At 69.5% G+C, this 13016-nt stretch carries 12 protein-coding genes; 7 read left to right on the forward strand and 5 right to left on the reverse strand.

From position 1 onward, the window contains the following. Nucleotides 1-181 precede the first annotated feature (181 nt). The 4 genes from ccrA to H4W30_RS13110 all read left to right on the forward strand — a co-directional run bounded on the left by ccrA (nucleotide 182) and on the right by H4W30_RS13110 (nucleotide 4439). Nucleotides 182-1522, forward strand: a complete 1341-nt coding sequence (gene ccrA / locus H4W30_RS13095) for a crotonyl-CoA carboxylase/reductase (RefSeq protein WP_192743094.1) — start codon at nucleotides 182-184, stop codon at nucleotides 1520-1522. 104 nt (nucleotides 1523-1626) lie between these two features. Further along, nucleotides 1627-2736 carry a coiled-coil domain-containing protein gene (locus tag H4W30_RS13100; protein WP_126732882.1) on the forward strand — a complete coding sequence of 370 codons (1110 nt, stop codon included), beginning with the start codon at nucleotides 1627-1629 and terminating at the stop codon, nucleotides 2734-2736. A 105-nt stretch (nucleotides 2737-2841) separates the two neighbouring features. Beyond that, nucleotides 2842-3291, forward strand: a complete 450-nt coding sequence (locus tag H4W30_RS13105) for a universal stress protein (RefSeq protein ID WP_007031721.1) — start codon at nucleotides 2842-2844, stop codon at nucleotides 3289-3291. Continuing rightward, nucleotides 3291-4439, forward strand: coding sequence for an adenylate/guanylate cyclase domain-containing protein (locus tag H4W30_RS13110; protein WP_192743095.1), 1149 nt, complete (start codon nucleotides 3291-3293; stop codon nucleotides 4437-4439). The genes H4W30_RS13105 and H4W30_RS13110 overlap by 1 nt, the downstream gene beginning before the upstream one ends. Before the next feature lie 284 nt (nucleotides 4440-4723). On the opposite strand, the gene H4W30_RS13115 is transcribed toward H4W30_RS13110, so the two are convergent. Genes H4W30_RS13115 through H4W30_RS13125 form a run of 3 tightly spaced genes read right to left on the reverse strand, consistent with a single transcriptional unit; the run spans nucleotide 4724 to nucleotide 7699 of the window. After that, nucleotides 4724-5956 (reverse strand): aldehyde dehydrogenase family protein, encoded by a 1233-nt coding sequence (locus tag H4W30_RS13115; RefSeq protein ID WP_192743096.1) that lies wholly within the window; start codon nucleotides 5954-5956, stop codon nucleotides 4724-4726. Nucleotides 5957-6008: 52 nt separating this feature from the next. Then, a complete protein-coding gene (locus H4W30_RS13120; RefSeq protein WP_126732820.1) occupies nucleotides 6009-6722 on the reverse strand; it encodes a M50 family metallopeptidase in 714 nt (237 codons plus the stop codon). Between the two features lie 35 nt (nucleotides 6723-6757). Beyond that, nucleotides 6758-7699: a DNA-3-methyladenine glycosylase family protein gene (locus H4W30_RS13125; RefSeq protein ID WP_192743097.1), complete on the reverse strand. Its 942-nt coding sequence runs from the start codon at nucleotides 7697-7699 to the stop codon at nucleotides 6758-6760. Nucleotides 7700-7841: 142 nt separating this feature from the next. Between H4W30_RS13125 and H4W30_RS13130 the strand changes: the two genes are divergently transcribed. The 3 genes from H4W30_RS13130 (at nucleotide 7842) to H4W30_RS13140 (ending at nucleotide 10959) form a co-directional block, all read left to right on the forward strand. Next, nucleotides 7842-8612 carry a class I SAM-dependent methyltransferase gene (locus H4W30_RS13130; protein WP_192743098.1) on the forward strand — a complete coding sequence of 257 codons (771 nt, stop codon included), beginning with the start codon at nucleotides 7842-7844 and terminating at the stop codon, nucleotides 8610-8612. Then, nucleotides 8609-9937, forward strand: coding sequence for a M20 family metallopeptidase (locus tag H4W30_RS13135; RefSeq protein WP_192743099.1), 1329 nt, complete (start codon nucleotides 8609-8611; stop codon nucleotides 9935-9937). The genes H4W30_RS13130 and H4W30_RS13135 overlap by 4 nt, the downstream gene beginning before the upstream one ends. A gap of 80 nt (nucleotides 9938-10017) precedes the next feature. Further along, entirely contained in the window at nucleotides 10018-10959 is a 942-nt protein-coding gene (locus H4W30_RS13140; RefSeq protein WP_192743100.1) for a S1C family serine protease, read from the forward strand. Nucleotides 10960-11044: 85 nt separating this feature from the next. Here H4W30_RS13140 and H4W30_RS13145 read toward each other — a convergent pair whose 3' ends face one another. Together H4W30_RS13145 and H4W30_RS13150 are read right to left on the reverse strand one after the other, a co-directional pair. Beyond that, on the reverse strand, nucleotides 11045-11422 hold the full coding sequence (locus H4W30_RS13145) for a DUF3224 domain-containing protein (protein ID WP_192743101.1): 378 nt from the start codon (nucleotides 11420-11422) through the stop codon (nucleotides 11045-11047). 47 nt (nucleotides 11423-11469) lie between these two features. Then, on the reverse strand, nucleotides 11470-12996 hold the full coding sequence (locus H4W30_RS13150) for a helicase HerA-like domain-containing protein (RefSeq protein ID WP_192743102.1): 1527 nt from the start codon (nucleotides 12994-12996) through the stop codon (nucleotides 11470-11472). Between the last annotated feature and the right edge of the window lie 20 nt (nucleotides 12997-13016).

Raw genomic sequence — 13016 nt, forward strand, 5'->3', positions numbered from 1 at the left:
CTGAACCTGCAGGTCGGAGAGATCTCCACCGCCCATGGTGCGCTTGGTTGGCCGGCCGGTCAAGACCGGTCGATAACGCTTCGGGATGTGTACGTGCTCCACGTCTCGTACAGTTGTGGACCTGGTTACCCATGAGTAATTTAGGGCGCCACACGCCGTCCCCCCATTCGCGGAGGTTCCGATGTCGCAGCTCGGCGAGATCCAGCAGGCCATTCTGAACGATGACCTCGGCGCCGTGGCGTCGCTCGACGTGCCGGAGTCCTATCGCGGGGTGACCGTGCACAAGGACGAGGCCGGCATGTTCGAAGGCCTCGAAAGCCGGGACAAGGACCCGCGCAAGTCGCTGCACGTCGACGAGGTCCCGACGCCGGAACTCGGCCCGGGCGAGGCGCTGGTCGCGGTCATGGCGAGCGCGATCAACTACAACACCGTCTGGACCTCGATCTTCGAACCGGTCTCGACGTTCAAGTTCCTGGAGCGCTACGGGCGGCTTTCGCCGCTGTCGAAGCGCCACGACCTGCCCTATCACGTCGTCGGCTCGGACCTGTCCGGTGTCGTGCTGCGCACCGGTCCCGGCGTGCACAACTGGAAGCCGGGCGACGAGGTCGTCGCGCACTGCCTCAACGTCGAACTCGAGGGCCCGGACGGGCACAACGACACGATGCTCGACACCGAGCAGCGGATCTGGGGTTTCGAGACGAACTTCGGCGGGCTCGCGGAGATCGCGCTGGTGAAGGCGAACCAGCTGATGCCGAAGCCGGGACACCTCACCTGGGAGGAGGCCGCCTCCCCCGGTCTGGTGAACTCCACGGCCTACCGCCAGCTCGTCTCGCGCAACGGCGCCGACATGAAGCAGGGCGACGTCGTGCTGATCTGGGGCGCTTCGGGCGGCCTCGGCTCCTACGCGACGCAGTACGCGCTCAACGGCGGCGCGATCCCGGTGTGCGTGGTCTCCAGCCCCGAGAAGGCGGAGATCTGCCGGAAGCTGGGCGCGGAGCTGATCATCGATCGCAACGCCGAGGGCTACAAGTTCTGGAAGGACGAGAACAACCAGGACCCGAAGGAGTGGCAGCGGTTCGGCAAGAAGATCCGCGAGCTGACCGGCGGCGAGGACCCGGACATCGTTTTCGAGCACCCGGGCCGCGAAACCTTCGGCGCTTCCGTCTACGCCGCGCGCAAGGGCGGCACGATCGTCACGTGCGCGTCGACTTCCGGCTACATGCACCAGTACGACAACCGTTACCTGTGGATGAACCTCAAGCGGATCATCGGCAGCCACTTCGCCAACTACCGCGAATCGTGGGAAGCGAACCGGCTGATCGCGAAAGGTCTGATCCACCCGACGCTGTCGAAGACCTACTCGCTCGAAGAGACCGGGCAGGCCGCGCTGGACGTCCACCGCAACGCGCATCAGGGCAAGGTCGGCGTGCTCGCCCTTGCGCCGGAAGAAGGTCTGGGTGTCCGGAACCACGAGCTGCGCGAAAAGCACATCGACGGGATCAACGCCTTCCGGAACGTTTAGCGCGCCGGAACGTGCTTTCGCCGCGCGTTGCGTGGGTGCTCACCCTTCCGTGACTCCAGCTCGACTACGGTAGAAGAATGAGCCTTGGCGAGGAACGGGAGCTAGTGCCGCTGGGAGCCGGCTTCGACGTGGCGAAGCGCGGTTACAGCCGTGCGCAGGTCGACGAACATCTCGAACGGCTGGACGCCGATCTGAAGATGCTCACCGCCGATCGCGATGCCGCCATCGCACAGGCGGGCGACCTGGCACGGCAGCTGGAGATCGCACGCGGTGAGATCGCGGACCTGCGCGGGCAGGTCGACCGGCTCGCCCAGCCGCCGACCAGCGTCGAAGGCCTTTCCGAGCGCCTGCAGCGCATGTTGCGGCTCGCGCAGGACGAGGCCGCCGACACCAAGGCGCGCGCGGAAGCCGAAGCCGGGCATATCCGCGCGAAGGCGGAGACCGACGCGAGCGCCATGCGGGCCCGCTACGAGCAGCTGCTCAACGAGCTCGACCTCCGTCGCAAGGAGATGGAGGCCGAGCACCGCGGCGTGCTCGAGAAGGCCCGCGCCGAGGCGAAGGACATCATCGACAAGGCGAAGGCCGAGCGCGACAAGCTCGACGCCGAGTCGCAGCAGCGCCGCACACAGGTCGAAGAGGACTTCGAGATCGCGATGGCGTCGCGGCGTACCGAGGCCATGCACGCGCTGGCCGAGCAGGAGGCCGCGAGCAAGGCCGAGGCCGCCCGCCGCGTCCGCGAGGCCACCGAGGACGCCGCCGCCATCCGCGCGAAGGTGCTCGAAGAGGAGACGGCGGCCAAGGCCGACATCGAACGCCGTCAGCGCGAGTCCGTCGCCGACGCCAACAAGCGCAAGCAGGACTCGATCACCGAGGCCAACGCCCGGCTCGCCGAGGCGGCCGACGAGGCACGCCGCCGCGTCCGGCAGGCCACCGAAGAGTCCAACCGGCGGATCACGCAGGCCACCGAACGGGTCGAAGCGCTCCGCAAGGTGCGCTCCAGCCTGGCCGAGCAGGTCCGCTCCGCGCGGACCGCGCTCGCCGAGGCGACGCACGTGCTCGGCGACGAACCGCATGTCCCGGCGGACCTGAAGGCGAAGCCGTCGCCCGACTCGGAAGCCACCGTGCAGCTCCGGACGGCCGATGTGCCGAAGGCCACATCCGGCGCGAAGCCTTCACCGCGACCTGCGGCAGCGCAGAAACCGACTGGCGAGTAACCTTTTCACCCGACCGTGCTCACGACGGCCTGCGAGGCCGCCGACGAGCGGTTATCGTCGCTGCTCGCGCGCAGGTGCGGGCTGTCAGATCGGTGGAGGTTGCGGATGGCTGCATATCGGACCGTGGTCGTGGGCACGGACGGATCGGATTCCTCGTTCGCCGCGGTCGACCGGGCGGCGGGTGTCGCCGGGGACTCCGGAGCGACCCTGGTCATCGTGTGCGCCTACTACCCCGCCAACAAGGGCGACGTGGAAAAGGCGCAGGACGTCCTCGGCGACGAGGCGTACCAGGTCGTCGGCTCGGCGCCCGCCGAGGACACCCTCCTGTCCGCCCGCGACCGGGCGGCGAAGGCCGGCGCGAAGACCATCGAGACCGCCGCGGTCGTGGGCGACCCGGTCGACTCGCTGCGCAAGGTCGTCGCCGAGCGCTCCGCGGACCTGCTGGTGGTCGGCAACCGCGGGCTGAACACGCTCGCGGGCCGCATCCTCGGCTCCGTGCCGTCCGAGGTCGCGCGGAAGTCCGGGGTGGACGTGCTCATCGTCCACACCACCTGATGCCCGAACCCGGCGAGATCTCGCCCGACGCGCTGCAACAGCGCCTCGAACGGATCCTGCTCGGTGGAAGGCGCAAGTACACCCGGCTCGAAGTCGCCGAGAAGGCAGGCGTTCCCGAAGAACGCTCTCGGCGGCTTTGGCGTGCGCTGGGCTTCGCGACGGTCGACGACGACGAGGTCGTCTTCACCGACGCCGACATCGAAGCGATCCGCACGGCCGATCAGCTGATGAACTCGGGGCTGATCGACCCGAGCATCGAACTGGCCGTGACGCGTGCGCTGGGCCAGCACCTTTCGCGGCTCGCGGAATGGCAGGTCCACATGCTGTGGACGATGATCACCGAGAACAAGGAGATCGGCACGAGCGAACGCCAGATCGGGCGGCTCGTCGAGCGGCTGCTGCCCGAGCTGGAGAAGGTGCAGGAGTTCGTCTGGCGTCGCCACCTGGCCGCCTACGCCGGCCGGGCGCTGGCCATGCCGGAGGAAGACCTCGAAGCGAGGACCGAAGTGGTCGGCTTCGTCGACATGGTCGGCTACACCCGGCTGACCAGGCAGGTCGGCGAAGAAGAGCTGACCGACATCCTCGACCGGTTCGAATCCGTCGCCACCGAGGTGGTCGCCGACCACCACGGGCGGATCGTGAAGATGATCGGCGACGAGGTCCTGTTCGTCGCCGACTCCGCCGTCGACGGGGCCGAGATCGCCCTCGCCCTGTCCGAACGCGCCGACGCCGACGAGACCCTGCCCTCCGTGCGCGCCGGGCTGGCTTCGGGCCGGATCCTCAGCCGGTTCGGCGACGTCTACGGCTCGGTCGTGAACCTCGCCGCCCGCCTCACCTCGACCGCGCGGCCGGGCACCATCCTGGTCGACAAGGAACTCGCGGCCGAGCTTTCAGGCTTCCCGCAGTACGAGGTTCGCTCGCGGCGGCCGGTTTCGGTGCGGGGCTACAGCCGGCTGCGGCCTTCGTCGCTCCGCCGGGCGCGGGACCGGCCTTCGGGCATGTTCGCGTCTTCGCAGCAGCTCGCCGCGGAGATGCTGGGGCTCACGCCTGGGAGCGCTCCGGACCCTGCGCCCGCTCCAGAGGAAGTCGAGGACGCCACCGCGGACTCGTTGCCGCCCCGGCCTCGGCCGAAGCGGCGGCGGCGCTGATCCCCTGCCGGGGAGAGCAAGGGACCTTTGCTATCACTTCCGCGAGCGAGCCGGTCGTGAGTGGCGATTCGAGGTGGAGCTGACCTGTGATCGGGCGATTTCGCGTGACTGGAGGGACGGCACGCGTGATCAGATGGACGACACGCGTGATCAGGCGGACGGCTCTCGGCAGACCCGGCCGCCGACGCGTGTCGTCCGTCCAGTCACGCGTGTCGTCCATCTGATCACGTGTGCCGTCCGCCCGGTCACGCGAACTCCCGGTTCAGTCCAGGGAGCGAGGCCCGTCAGGCGGGCAGCACGGCGTACTGCCGCACGTAGAGATCGGTGTACGTGACCGGGCCGCGCGGACCGGGGACCTTGTCCAGGTTGATGCCGGTCTCGGGGACGGCGAGGAGCTTGAAGCCGTCGAGCAGCCGGGTCGGGGCGTTCCAGAAGACACCGGTGCCGGTGTACGCGTCGAAGAACGCGTCGGCCGCTTCGCTGCTTTCGGTCGCGATGCCGGCGGCCAGACCCGAGGTCCGTTCGTTGGCGATCTCCGCCGCTTCGGGCAGGCCGGAGACCTTCGCGACGGTGACGGTCGCTTCGCGGTCGGAGTCGAGCGCCCATTCGTAGCCGATGGCGTGCTCGTGCGGCGCGAGCGACGGGGTGACGCCCCGCTCGGCCAGCGCGCCGGAGATGGCGGGCCAGACGCGATCGTGCGCGCTCTCGTGGATCAGCAGCAGATTCAGCCGGTTGCAGACGCCGAGCCGGTCGAGACTGTTGAAGACCAGGTCGCGCACCTTGTCGGTGTCGGCAGCCTCGTCGACGTAGAGCACGCCGCCGCCATCGGCGTGCGCCAGCGTGCGGACGCCGTGGACGGCCGCCTCGGTGGCCAGTGCCCGGGTGCTGTCACCGCTGCCGCGCAGGATGACCAGCGGCACGAGTGCGGGGAACCGGACCAGCGCGGAAGCCGCTTCGCGTTCGGCGCGCGGCACCAGCTGGATGACGTCCGGATCGATACCCGCCTCGGAGAGCGCGGGCGCGATGACGGTCTCGCGCAGGCGCTGCGCCGAGCCGAGCGCGGCGGAACCCGTGCGGAGCACGCCGCCGTTGCGCGACTTCACCAGCTGCGAGGCGACGTCCACCGTGACGTTCGGGCGCGCCTCGTAGTTCGCGCCGATCACGCCGACCGGGCGGCGGCGTTCCACCAGCCGCAGGCCTCCGTCCAAAGTGGACACGTCGACGGACCGCTCCTGATGCGGCGCACCCGCCAGGAGACGGAGCTGTTCGGCCATCCCGGTCAGCCGCTCGGGCGTGATGGTGAGCCTGTCGAGCAGGCCCGCGCTCATGCCGTCCTCGCGCGCTTTGGCGATGTCGGCCTGGTTCGCTTCGAGCACGACGTCGGCGTGCTCGGCCAGCTTGTCCGCCATGGCGTTCAGCGCGGCGTCGATCGCCTCCGCGGTCGCGGCGGCGAGTGACGGCGCGGCCCGTTTCGCCGATCGAGCGCATTCCTCGACGGCCTTGGCGACCTCGTCCATCTGCTGACTCCTTCCGCGCGGAACGAGCCATCAGTCTGCCGTACCGCCCCGGTCAGGCGACGGTCGGCTCCAGCAGCCACAACCCGCCCGCGAAGAGACAGCTCACCGTCAGCACGGCCATCACCAGCACCCACAGCACCGCGGGCATCCCGGTGAGCCTGCCGAGCTGATCGGCGTCGGAATCCCGCGCCGCTCCCCGGCGCCGCTTGATCTGCAGCTCGACCACCGGCCGGACACCACCGAACAACAGGAACCAGGTCAGCAGGTAGACGAAGATCGCCTGGAACCACGAGGGCGCCACCAGCGCGACCAGCCCGAGCACCACCGAGCTGGCGACCACGGTGAACACGCCGTAGGTGTTGCGCACCATCACCAGCACGCCCAGCAGCATCAGCGCCATCGTGATCAGCACGACGGTGATCAGGTCCGACGAGAGCAGCCCCGCGAAGACCAGCCCGAGCACCGCCGCCGCCGGGTACCCGGCCAGCGCGGTGAACGCCATCCCCGGGCCCTCCGGTTTGCCACGGGAGACCGTGACGCCGGAGGTGTCCGAGTGCAGCTTGATGCCCTGCAGGCGGCGCCCGACCAGCACCGCCGCCAGCGCGTGACCCGCCTCGTGGACGAGGGTGATCAGGTTGCGGGCGATCCGCCAAGGCCTGCCCGAAAGCACCACGAGCAGCGCGAGGCCACCGGTGACCAGGGTGATCGTGCCGGGAGGGGTGGACTGGGCGATGTCGGAAACCGTTTCGGCGGGAGACGAGCTCACCTCGTCAGCTCACCACAAGCCGGATATGTCCCGTGTCAGGCGGTCATCGAACCTCCGATCCCGCGCGTGCGAAACTCCCCGTCGTTGCGCAGGGCGAAAGCCACCCAACTGCGGAAGGGCCGCCACACCGCGGACAGCTCTTCCAGCTCCTCGGGTGGCGCCAGCGGCAGGTCGTACGCGACCCGCATGGCCTCCTGCAACCGGGGCTCGCCACTGGGGAAGACGTCCGGGTGCCCGGCGCCCCGGATCAGGATCAGCTGCGCCGAGAACGGGCCGATCCCCGGCAAGCGCTGCAACCAGCGCAACGCGTCCGGCACCGGCATCGCACGCAGGTACGCGGCGTCGAGCAGACCGTCCTTGGCGGCGTTGGCCACCGCGCGCAACCGCTCGGCCTTCACCTCCGGCAGCGCCCGCCCGGCCTCCGGCCCGGCCAGGACGTCCGGCGCGGGGAACGACCTGAGGACCTTCCCGCCGACGTCCACCGGCCTGCCGAACTCCTCGGCGAGCCGTCGTTTCACCGTGGCCGCCTGGGACATCCCCGCCCGGTGGCTCAGGATCGCCCAGCAGGCCGCTTCATAGGGCGAATGGAACAGCACCGGCCTCAGCCCGGGGTGCGCCTGCTGGAGGCGGCGCACCACGGGATCCGCCGTGCCGACCTTGGCGAAGCCGACGCCGTCGACGTCCACCGACAGGATCCGCCGGACCTGGGCGCCGACTTCGACGGCGAGGCCTTCCTCGGCGAAGACCTCCACCTCGATCGAACCGGGCGATCTCTGTCTGACGGCCGCACCGACGTGCTCCCAGCCCGCCTCGGCGGGAAAGGCGAAGCGCAGGGTGCCGGGTTCGGCGGCGGCGTCCGCGCGGCACGCGGGCGGGAAATCGGTCAGGAAGCGGATGGACTTGTCGAGGTCGAACGGGCCGCGCACCGGGATGCGAAGCGTGGTCGAGGCGGTGTGCTGCAGGATCGAGCCGGTCATTTCGGGCTCCTTCGGCTGGGGAACGGCGACTCCCTCCGACGTTAGAGACGGCCACCGACAGTTTCGGGTCGCGGCGGCGGGAATGTCGCGAACGGGCCGGTCATGGCAGATTCTGGCGGTGAGGACCGTGAAGGGAGCAGCCATGCCGGACCATCGCGAACGTCTGAGGAGCCTCCTGCGGCCGGGCACCACGCCCGCCGCCGACCGCAAGGATTTCCTTGACCTACTGGGGGAAATCCCGCAAGCGGGCCCCCCGACCGGACTCGCACAGCGGCTGATGCGCACCTCCGCCGTGCCGATGATCTACGAGCGGTACTGGCGTCCGACATTGGGCAGGGTCGCGAAAGGACTGAACGGCCCGAGCATGGCAGGCGAGGTCCGGATCGCGCTCGAAGCGCTCGGCCTGCGCCCCGGGCAGGTCGCGCTGGACGTCGCCTGCGGCACCGGCAGGTTCACCCGTGCCTTCGGCGAAGCGGTCGGGCCGGACGGGTTGTCCATCGGGCTCGACGGCTCGGTCTCCATGCTGGAGAAGGCCCTCGCCGCGCCCAATCCCCCTTCGGTGACCTATCTGCGCGCCGACGCCGTCGACCTGCCGCTCGACGATTCCACTGTGGACGCCGTCTGCTGTTTCGCCGCGCTGCACATGTTCGCCGATCCGGACGCGGCACTGGATTCGTTCGCCCGGGTGCTGAAACCCGGCGGCTCGCTGGTGGTGCTGACCAGTGCCCGGCACAGCGATCAGCCGATGCGGCTGGCGGACACCGTCCTCGGCAGGCTGAGCGGGCAGCGGATGTTCGACCGCGGCGAGATCGGGGCGAAGCTGTCCCGGCGCGGCTTCGACCACGTCGGCGAGCGGTACTCCGGTGTCACGCAGATCGTCACGGGCGAGCTAGGAGTTAACATCCGGAAATGATCCGCTCTGAGCACGCTTCGCCGATTCCGCCCGACGACAGCTACCTCCGCTCGCTGGTCGACGCGACCGCGGACGCCGTCGCCGCGGCCGAACCCCTCGGTTCGCCCCACGACGGCGCGAACGCCGCGACGCGAGACGCCGTCGGCACCGAGATCCGCGCACTGGAAGCGGAATTGGTGGCGCTGAGCCAGGACCTGCACGCTCATCCGGAAGAGGGTTTCGCCGAGCACCGCTCGGTCCGGGCGCTCGGCGACCTGCTCGAGCGGCACGGCCACGAGGTGACGATCGGCGCGGGCGGGCTCGACACCGCCCTGGTCGCGACCACCCCCGGCAGCGGCCCGCATATCGCGGTCCTCTCCGAATACGACGCCCTTCCCGGGCTAGGCCACGGCTGCGGTCACAACGTCATCTGCACCGCGGGTGCGGGCGGTTTCCTCGGCGCGGCGGCGGTCGCCGAACGGCTGGGCGGCCGGGTGTCGCTGATCGGCACGCCGGCGGAGGAAGGCGGTGGCGGCAAGGAGACGATGGCCCGTGCGGGCGTTTTCGACGACGTCGACGCCGTGCTCATGCTGCACCCGTTCAGCCACGACATCGCCATGCACCCGTTCCTCGGCAGGCGGCAGCTGGAAATGGTGTTCCACGGTGTCGGCGCGCACGCCTCGGCTCAGCCGTTCATGGGACGCAACGCGCTCGACGCCGCCGTCGCCGCGTACCAGGGAGTCGCCGCGCTTCGGCAGCATCTGCCCTCCAGCGACCGCGTCCACGGCGTCTTCACCGACGGCGGCGCGCGGCCGAACGTCGTCCCCGAACGCGCGGCCCTGCTGTTCTACCTCCGCTCCGCGCAGCCGGACACGCTGCGCGACCTCGCCGAGCGGGTTTCGGCGATCGCGCGCGGTGCGGCGGAAATGACCGGCTGTGGAGTCGAACTGAAATGGGACGCCCAGCCCGCGTATCTGCCGATCCGGTTCAACACCACCCTCGCCGGACGCTGGTCGGTGCACCAGGTCGACGCCGGCCGCAAACCGCTGCCGCCGGGGATCGTGCCCGAATTCCTCACCGGCTCGACCGATCTCGGCAACCTCTCCTACCGGATGCCCGCGATCCACCCGATGATCGCCATCGCCGGACCGACGACCGCCTTGCACACCAAGGAGTTCGCGGCCGCGGCCGGTTCACCGGACGGCGATCGCGCGGTCGTCGACGGCGCGCTGGGGCTGGCGCTGACCGCCGTCGACTACCTGGCCGACGCGAAGCTCCGCGCCGCGGTGCACGAGGAGTTCGAGGCGTCGGGCGGAGCATTGGACGTGCCGACGTTCTTCGGCTGAGTTTTCTCAGGTGATTCTTCTCAGGAAAGCACAGGGGGATTCCACAGGCGGTTCACAAGTACGGGCGCGAATCTTGTTCCATGACCGAGAACGAGAGTCGGCCAGGCCCCGCCTCAACCGGTGGGCACCAGCCGCCGCACCAGCAGCAGTACCCCGGTTACACCCCTTGGCAGGCCGTGCCGAATCCGCTCGTCACCCCGCCACCACGCAAGAAGGGCGGCCGGGTCGCCGTCCTCGTCAGCGCGACGGCGCTCGCCGCCGCGCTCGTCGGTGGTGTCGGCGGAGCGGCGATCTCGGGGCTCGGCTCCACGTCGTCGGCGTCGGGCACGGGTTCGTCCGCGGTCGCCAACGGGCAACTGGTCGGGAACAACACTTCGGGTGACGTCAGCGGGGTCGCCGCGAAGGTGACGCCGAGTGTCGTCCAGGTGAACGTGACCACCGCGCAGGGTGAGGCGGTCGGCTCCGGCGTCATCCTGACGGCGGACGGGCGCATCCTCACCAACGCCCACGTGGTCGCCGACGCCGAGGGCGACGTGACCGTCACGTTGTCGGACGGCAAGCAGTACAAGGCCAGCGTGGTCGGCGCCGACACGAAGGCCGATATCGCCGTGCTCCAGGCGAAGGACGCGAGTGGGCTGACCCCGGCTTCGCTGGGCGATTCCAGCAAGCTCGCCGTCGGCCAGCAGGTCGTCGCGATCGGCTCGCCCGGTGGGCTGCAGAACACCGTGACCACCGGGATCGTGAGCGCGCTGAACCGCAAGCTCGACGAGCTGAGCAGTGGTCAGGAGCGGCGCTCGCCCTACAGCAGGACCACGAACGAAGCCGGTCCGAGCTACACCGCGATCCAGACCGACGCCCCGATCAACCAGGGCAACTCGGGCGGGGCGCTGGTGGACGCGCAGGGGAACGTCATCGGCATCAATTCCGCGCTGTACAACCCGGCCTCGACCGGCAGCATCGGCATCGGTTTCGCGATCCCCATCAACGACGCGAAGAAGATCGTCGAGCAGATCGTCGGCTGATCCGGCCGTCTGGACCGCTGTCAGGGGGCGGCCCAGCAGGCACTGTCCGTGAAGGCCTCCTTCGACAGGAGGCCTTCACGGACTTTCAGAGTTCGTAAGTGAGCGTGAAGGTGTGGTTGCCTTCGTCGTCCTTGACGATCTCCGCCGTTCCGGTGATACCCGCCAGGTCACCGTGACCGGAGCCCGGCAAGACGATCAGGTGATGCCCGTTCTCCCCCGCCGAGTGATGCAGGACGAAGCCACCCTTGCGCCCGTCGACGGTGACGGCCAGCCGCTCGAAGGCGACGTACGCCGACGACGTCTCGTTCACCGCCGTCAGCATCTCCACGGCGCTGGCCCCCTCGACGTCGCCCGTGAACGTCTTGGTCAGCAGCACCCGGGAGAACTCGGTGCCTTCGGTCTTCTCGGTGGCTTGCGGATCCCAGCCGTCCACGGTGAACGACGCTGTCGCGGTGTTGGTCATGCCGCCGAGCCTGCCGGACATACCTGACAGATCGCGTCAGGTATTCCTCACCGCCTCCGGTTACCGAACAGGCCGCGGGTGATTTCCCGCCCCAGCGCGCTCGCCGCCGAGCGGAGGAACGACTTCACCGCCGGGTTCTTCATCGCCTGCTCGACCATGCCGGGGCTTTCCTTCTCCGGCTTCGGAGCGGGGGCCGCGGGCGGCGGCGCCTCGCCGGCGGGCGGCGCGGCCACCTTCGCGGCGAGCATCTCGTAGGCCGACTCACGATCGATCGTCTCGGCGTACTTAGCGTGCAGGTCCGAAGACGTCGTCGCCGCGGAGATGGCTTCGGCGCCGATGGAACCCATCTTCGAACGCGGCGCGCGAAGGCGCGTCCACGCGACCGGTGTCGGCGCGCCCCGCTCGGAAAGGACGGTGACGATCGCTTCGCCGATACCGAGCGACGTCAGCGCCGAGTCCAGCTCGTAGTGCTTCGTCTTCGGATACGTCTTCACCGTCTTCGTCAGCGCCGCCTGATCCTCGGGCGTGAACGCGCGCAACGCGTGCTGCACCCGCGCACCCAGCTGGGACAGGACGTTGTTCGGGATGTCCGTCGGGAGCTGCGTGCAGAAGAAGACGCCGACACCCTTCGACCGGATCAGCTTCACGGTCTGCTCGATGCGCTCCAGGAACGCCTTCGACGCGTCGTTGAACAACAGGTGCGCCTCGTCGAAGAAGAACACCAGCTTCGGCTTGTCGAGGTCACCTTCTTCGGGCAGCTCCTCGAACAACTCGGCCAGGAGCCACATGAGGAAGGTCGAGAACAGCGCCGGCTTCGACTGGAGGTTGTCCAGCTCCAGCAAGGTCACCATGGCCTTGCCGTCGGCCTCGCGCATCAGATCGTGGACGTCCAGCTCGGGCTCGCCGAAGAAGTCCTCACCGCCCTGAGCCTCCAGATTGGACAGCGCGCGGAGGATCACCCCGGCCGTCGCGGCCGAGACGCCGCCGATGCCCTTGAGGTCCTCCTTGCCCTCGTCACTCGTCAGGTGCGTGATGACCGACCGGAGGTCCTTCGTGTCCAGCAGCGCCAGCCCGCGCTGATCGGCCCAGTGGAAGATCAGTCCGAGCGTCGACTCCTGGGTTTCGTTGAGCCCCAGCACCTTCGACAGCAGGATCGGGCCGAAACTGGTGATCGTCGCCCGGATCGGCGACCCCTTGCCGCCCGTGCCGAGCGACAGGAACTGCACCGGGAACGCGGCGGGCTCCCAGGAGTCGCCCAGTTCTTCCGCGCGTTTGGCGATCTTGTCGTTGCTCTCGCCCTGCGCGGCGAGCCCGGACAGGTCGCCCTTCACATCCGCCAGCACCACGGGCACCCCCGCGGCCGACAGCTGTTCGGCGATCAGCTGCAGGGTCTTCGTCTTGCCGGTACCGGTCGCGCCCGCGACCAGCCCGTGCCGGTTCAGCGTCGCGAGCGGCAAGCGGACCGCCGCGCCGGCGTCGGCCTTGCCATCGATCACGACGGCGCCGAGCTCGACCGCCGCCCCCTCGCTCACGTATCCCTGCGCGATCTCCTGGGCTGGACCCTGTTCGGCCACTGTCGCTCCCCGATCTGTGA

Origin of the sequence: Amycolatopsis roodepoortensis (assembly GCF_014873915.1) — a bacterium.
Classification (GTDB): Bacteria; Actinomycetota; Actinomycetes; order Mycobacteriales; family Pseudonocardiaceae; genus Amycolatopsis; species Amycolatopsis roodepoortensis.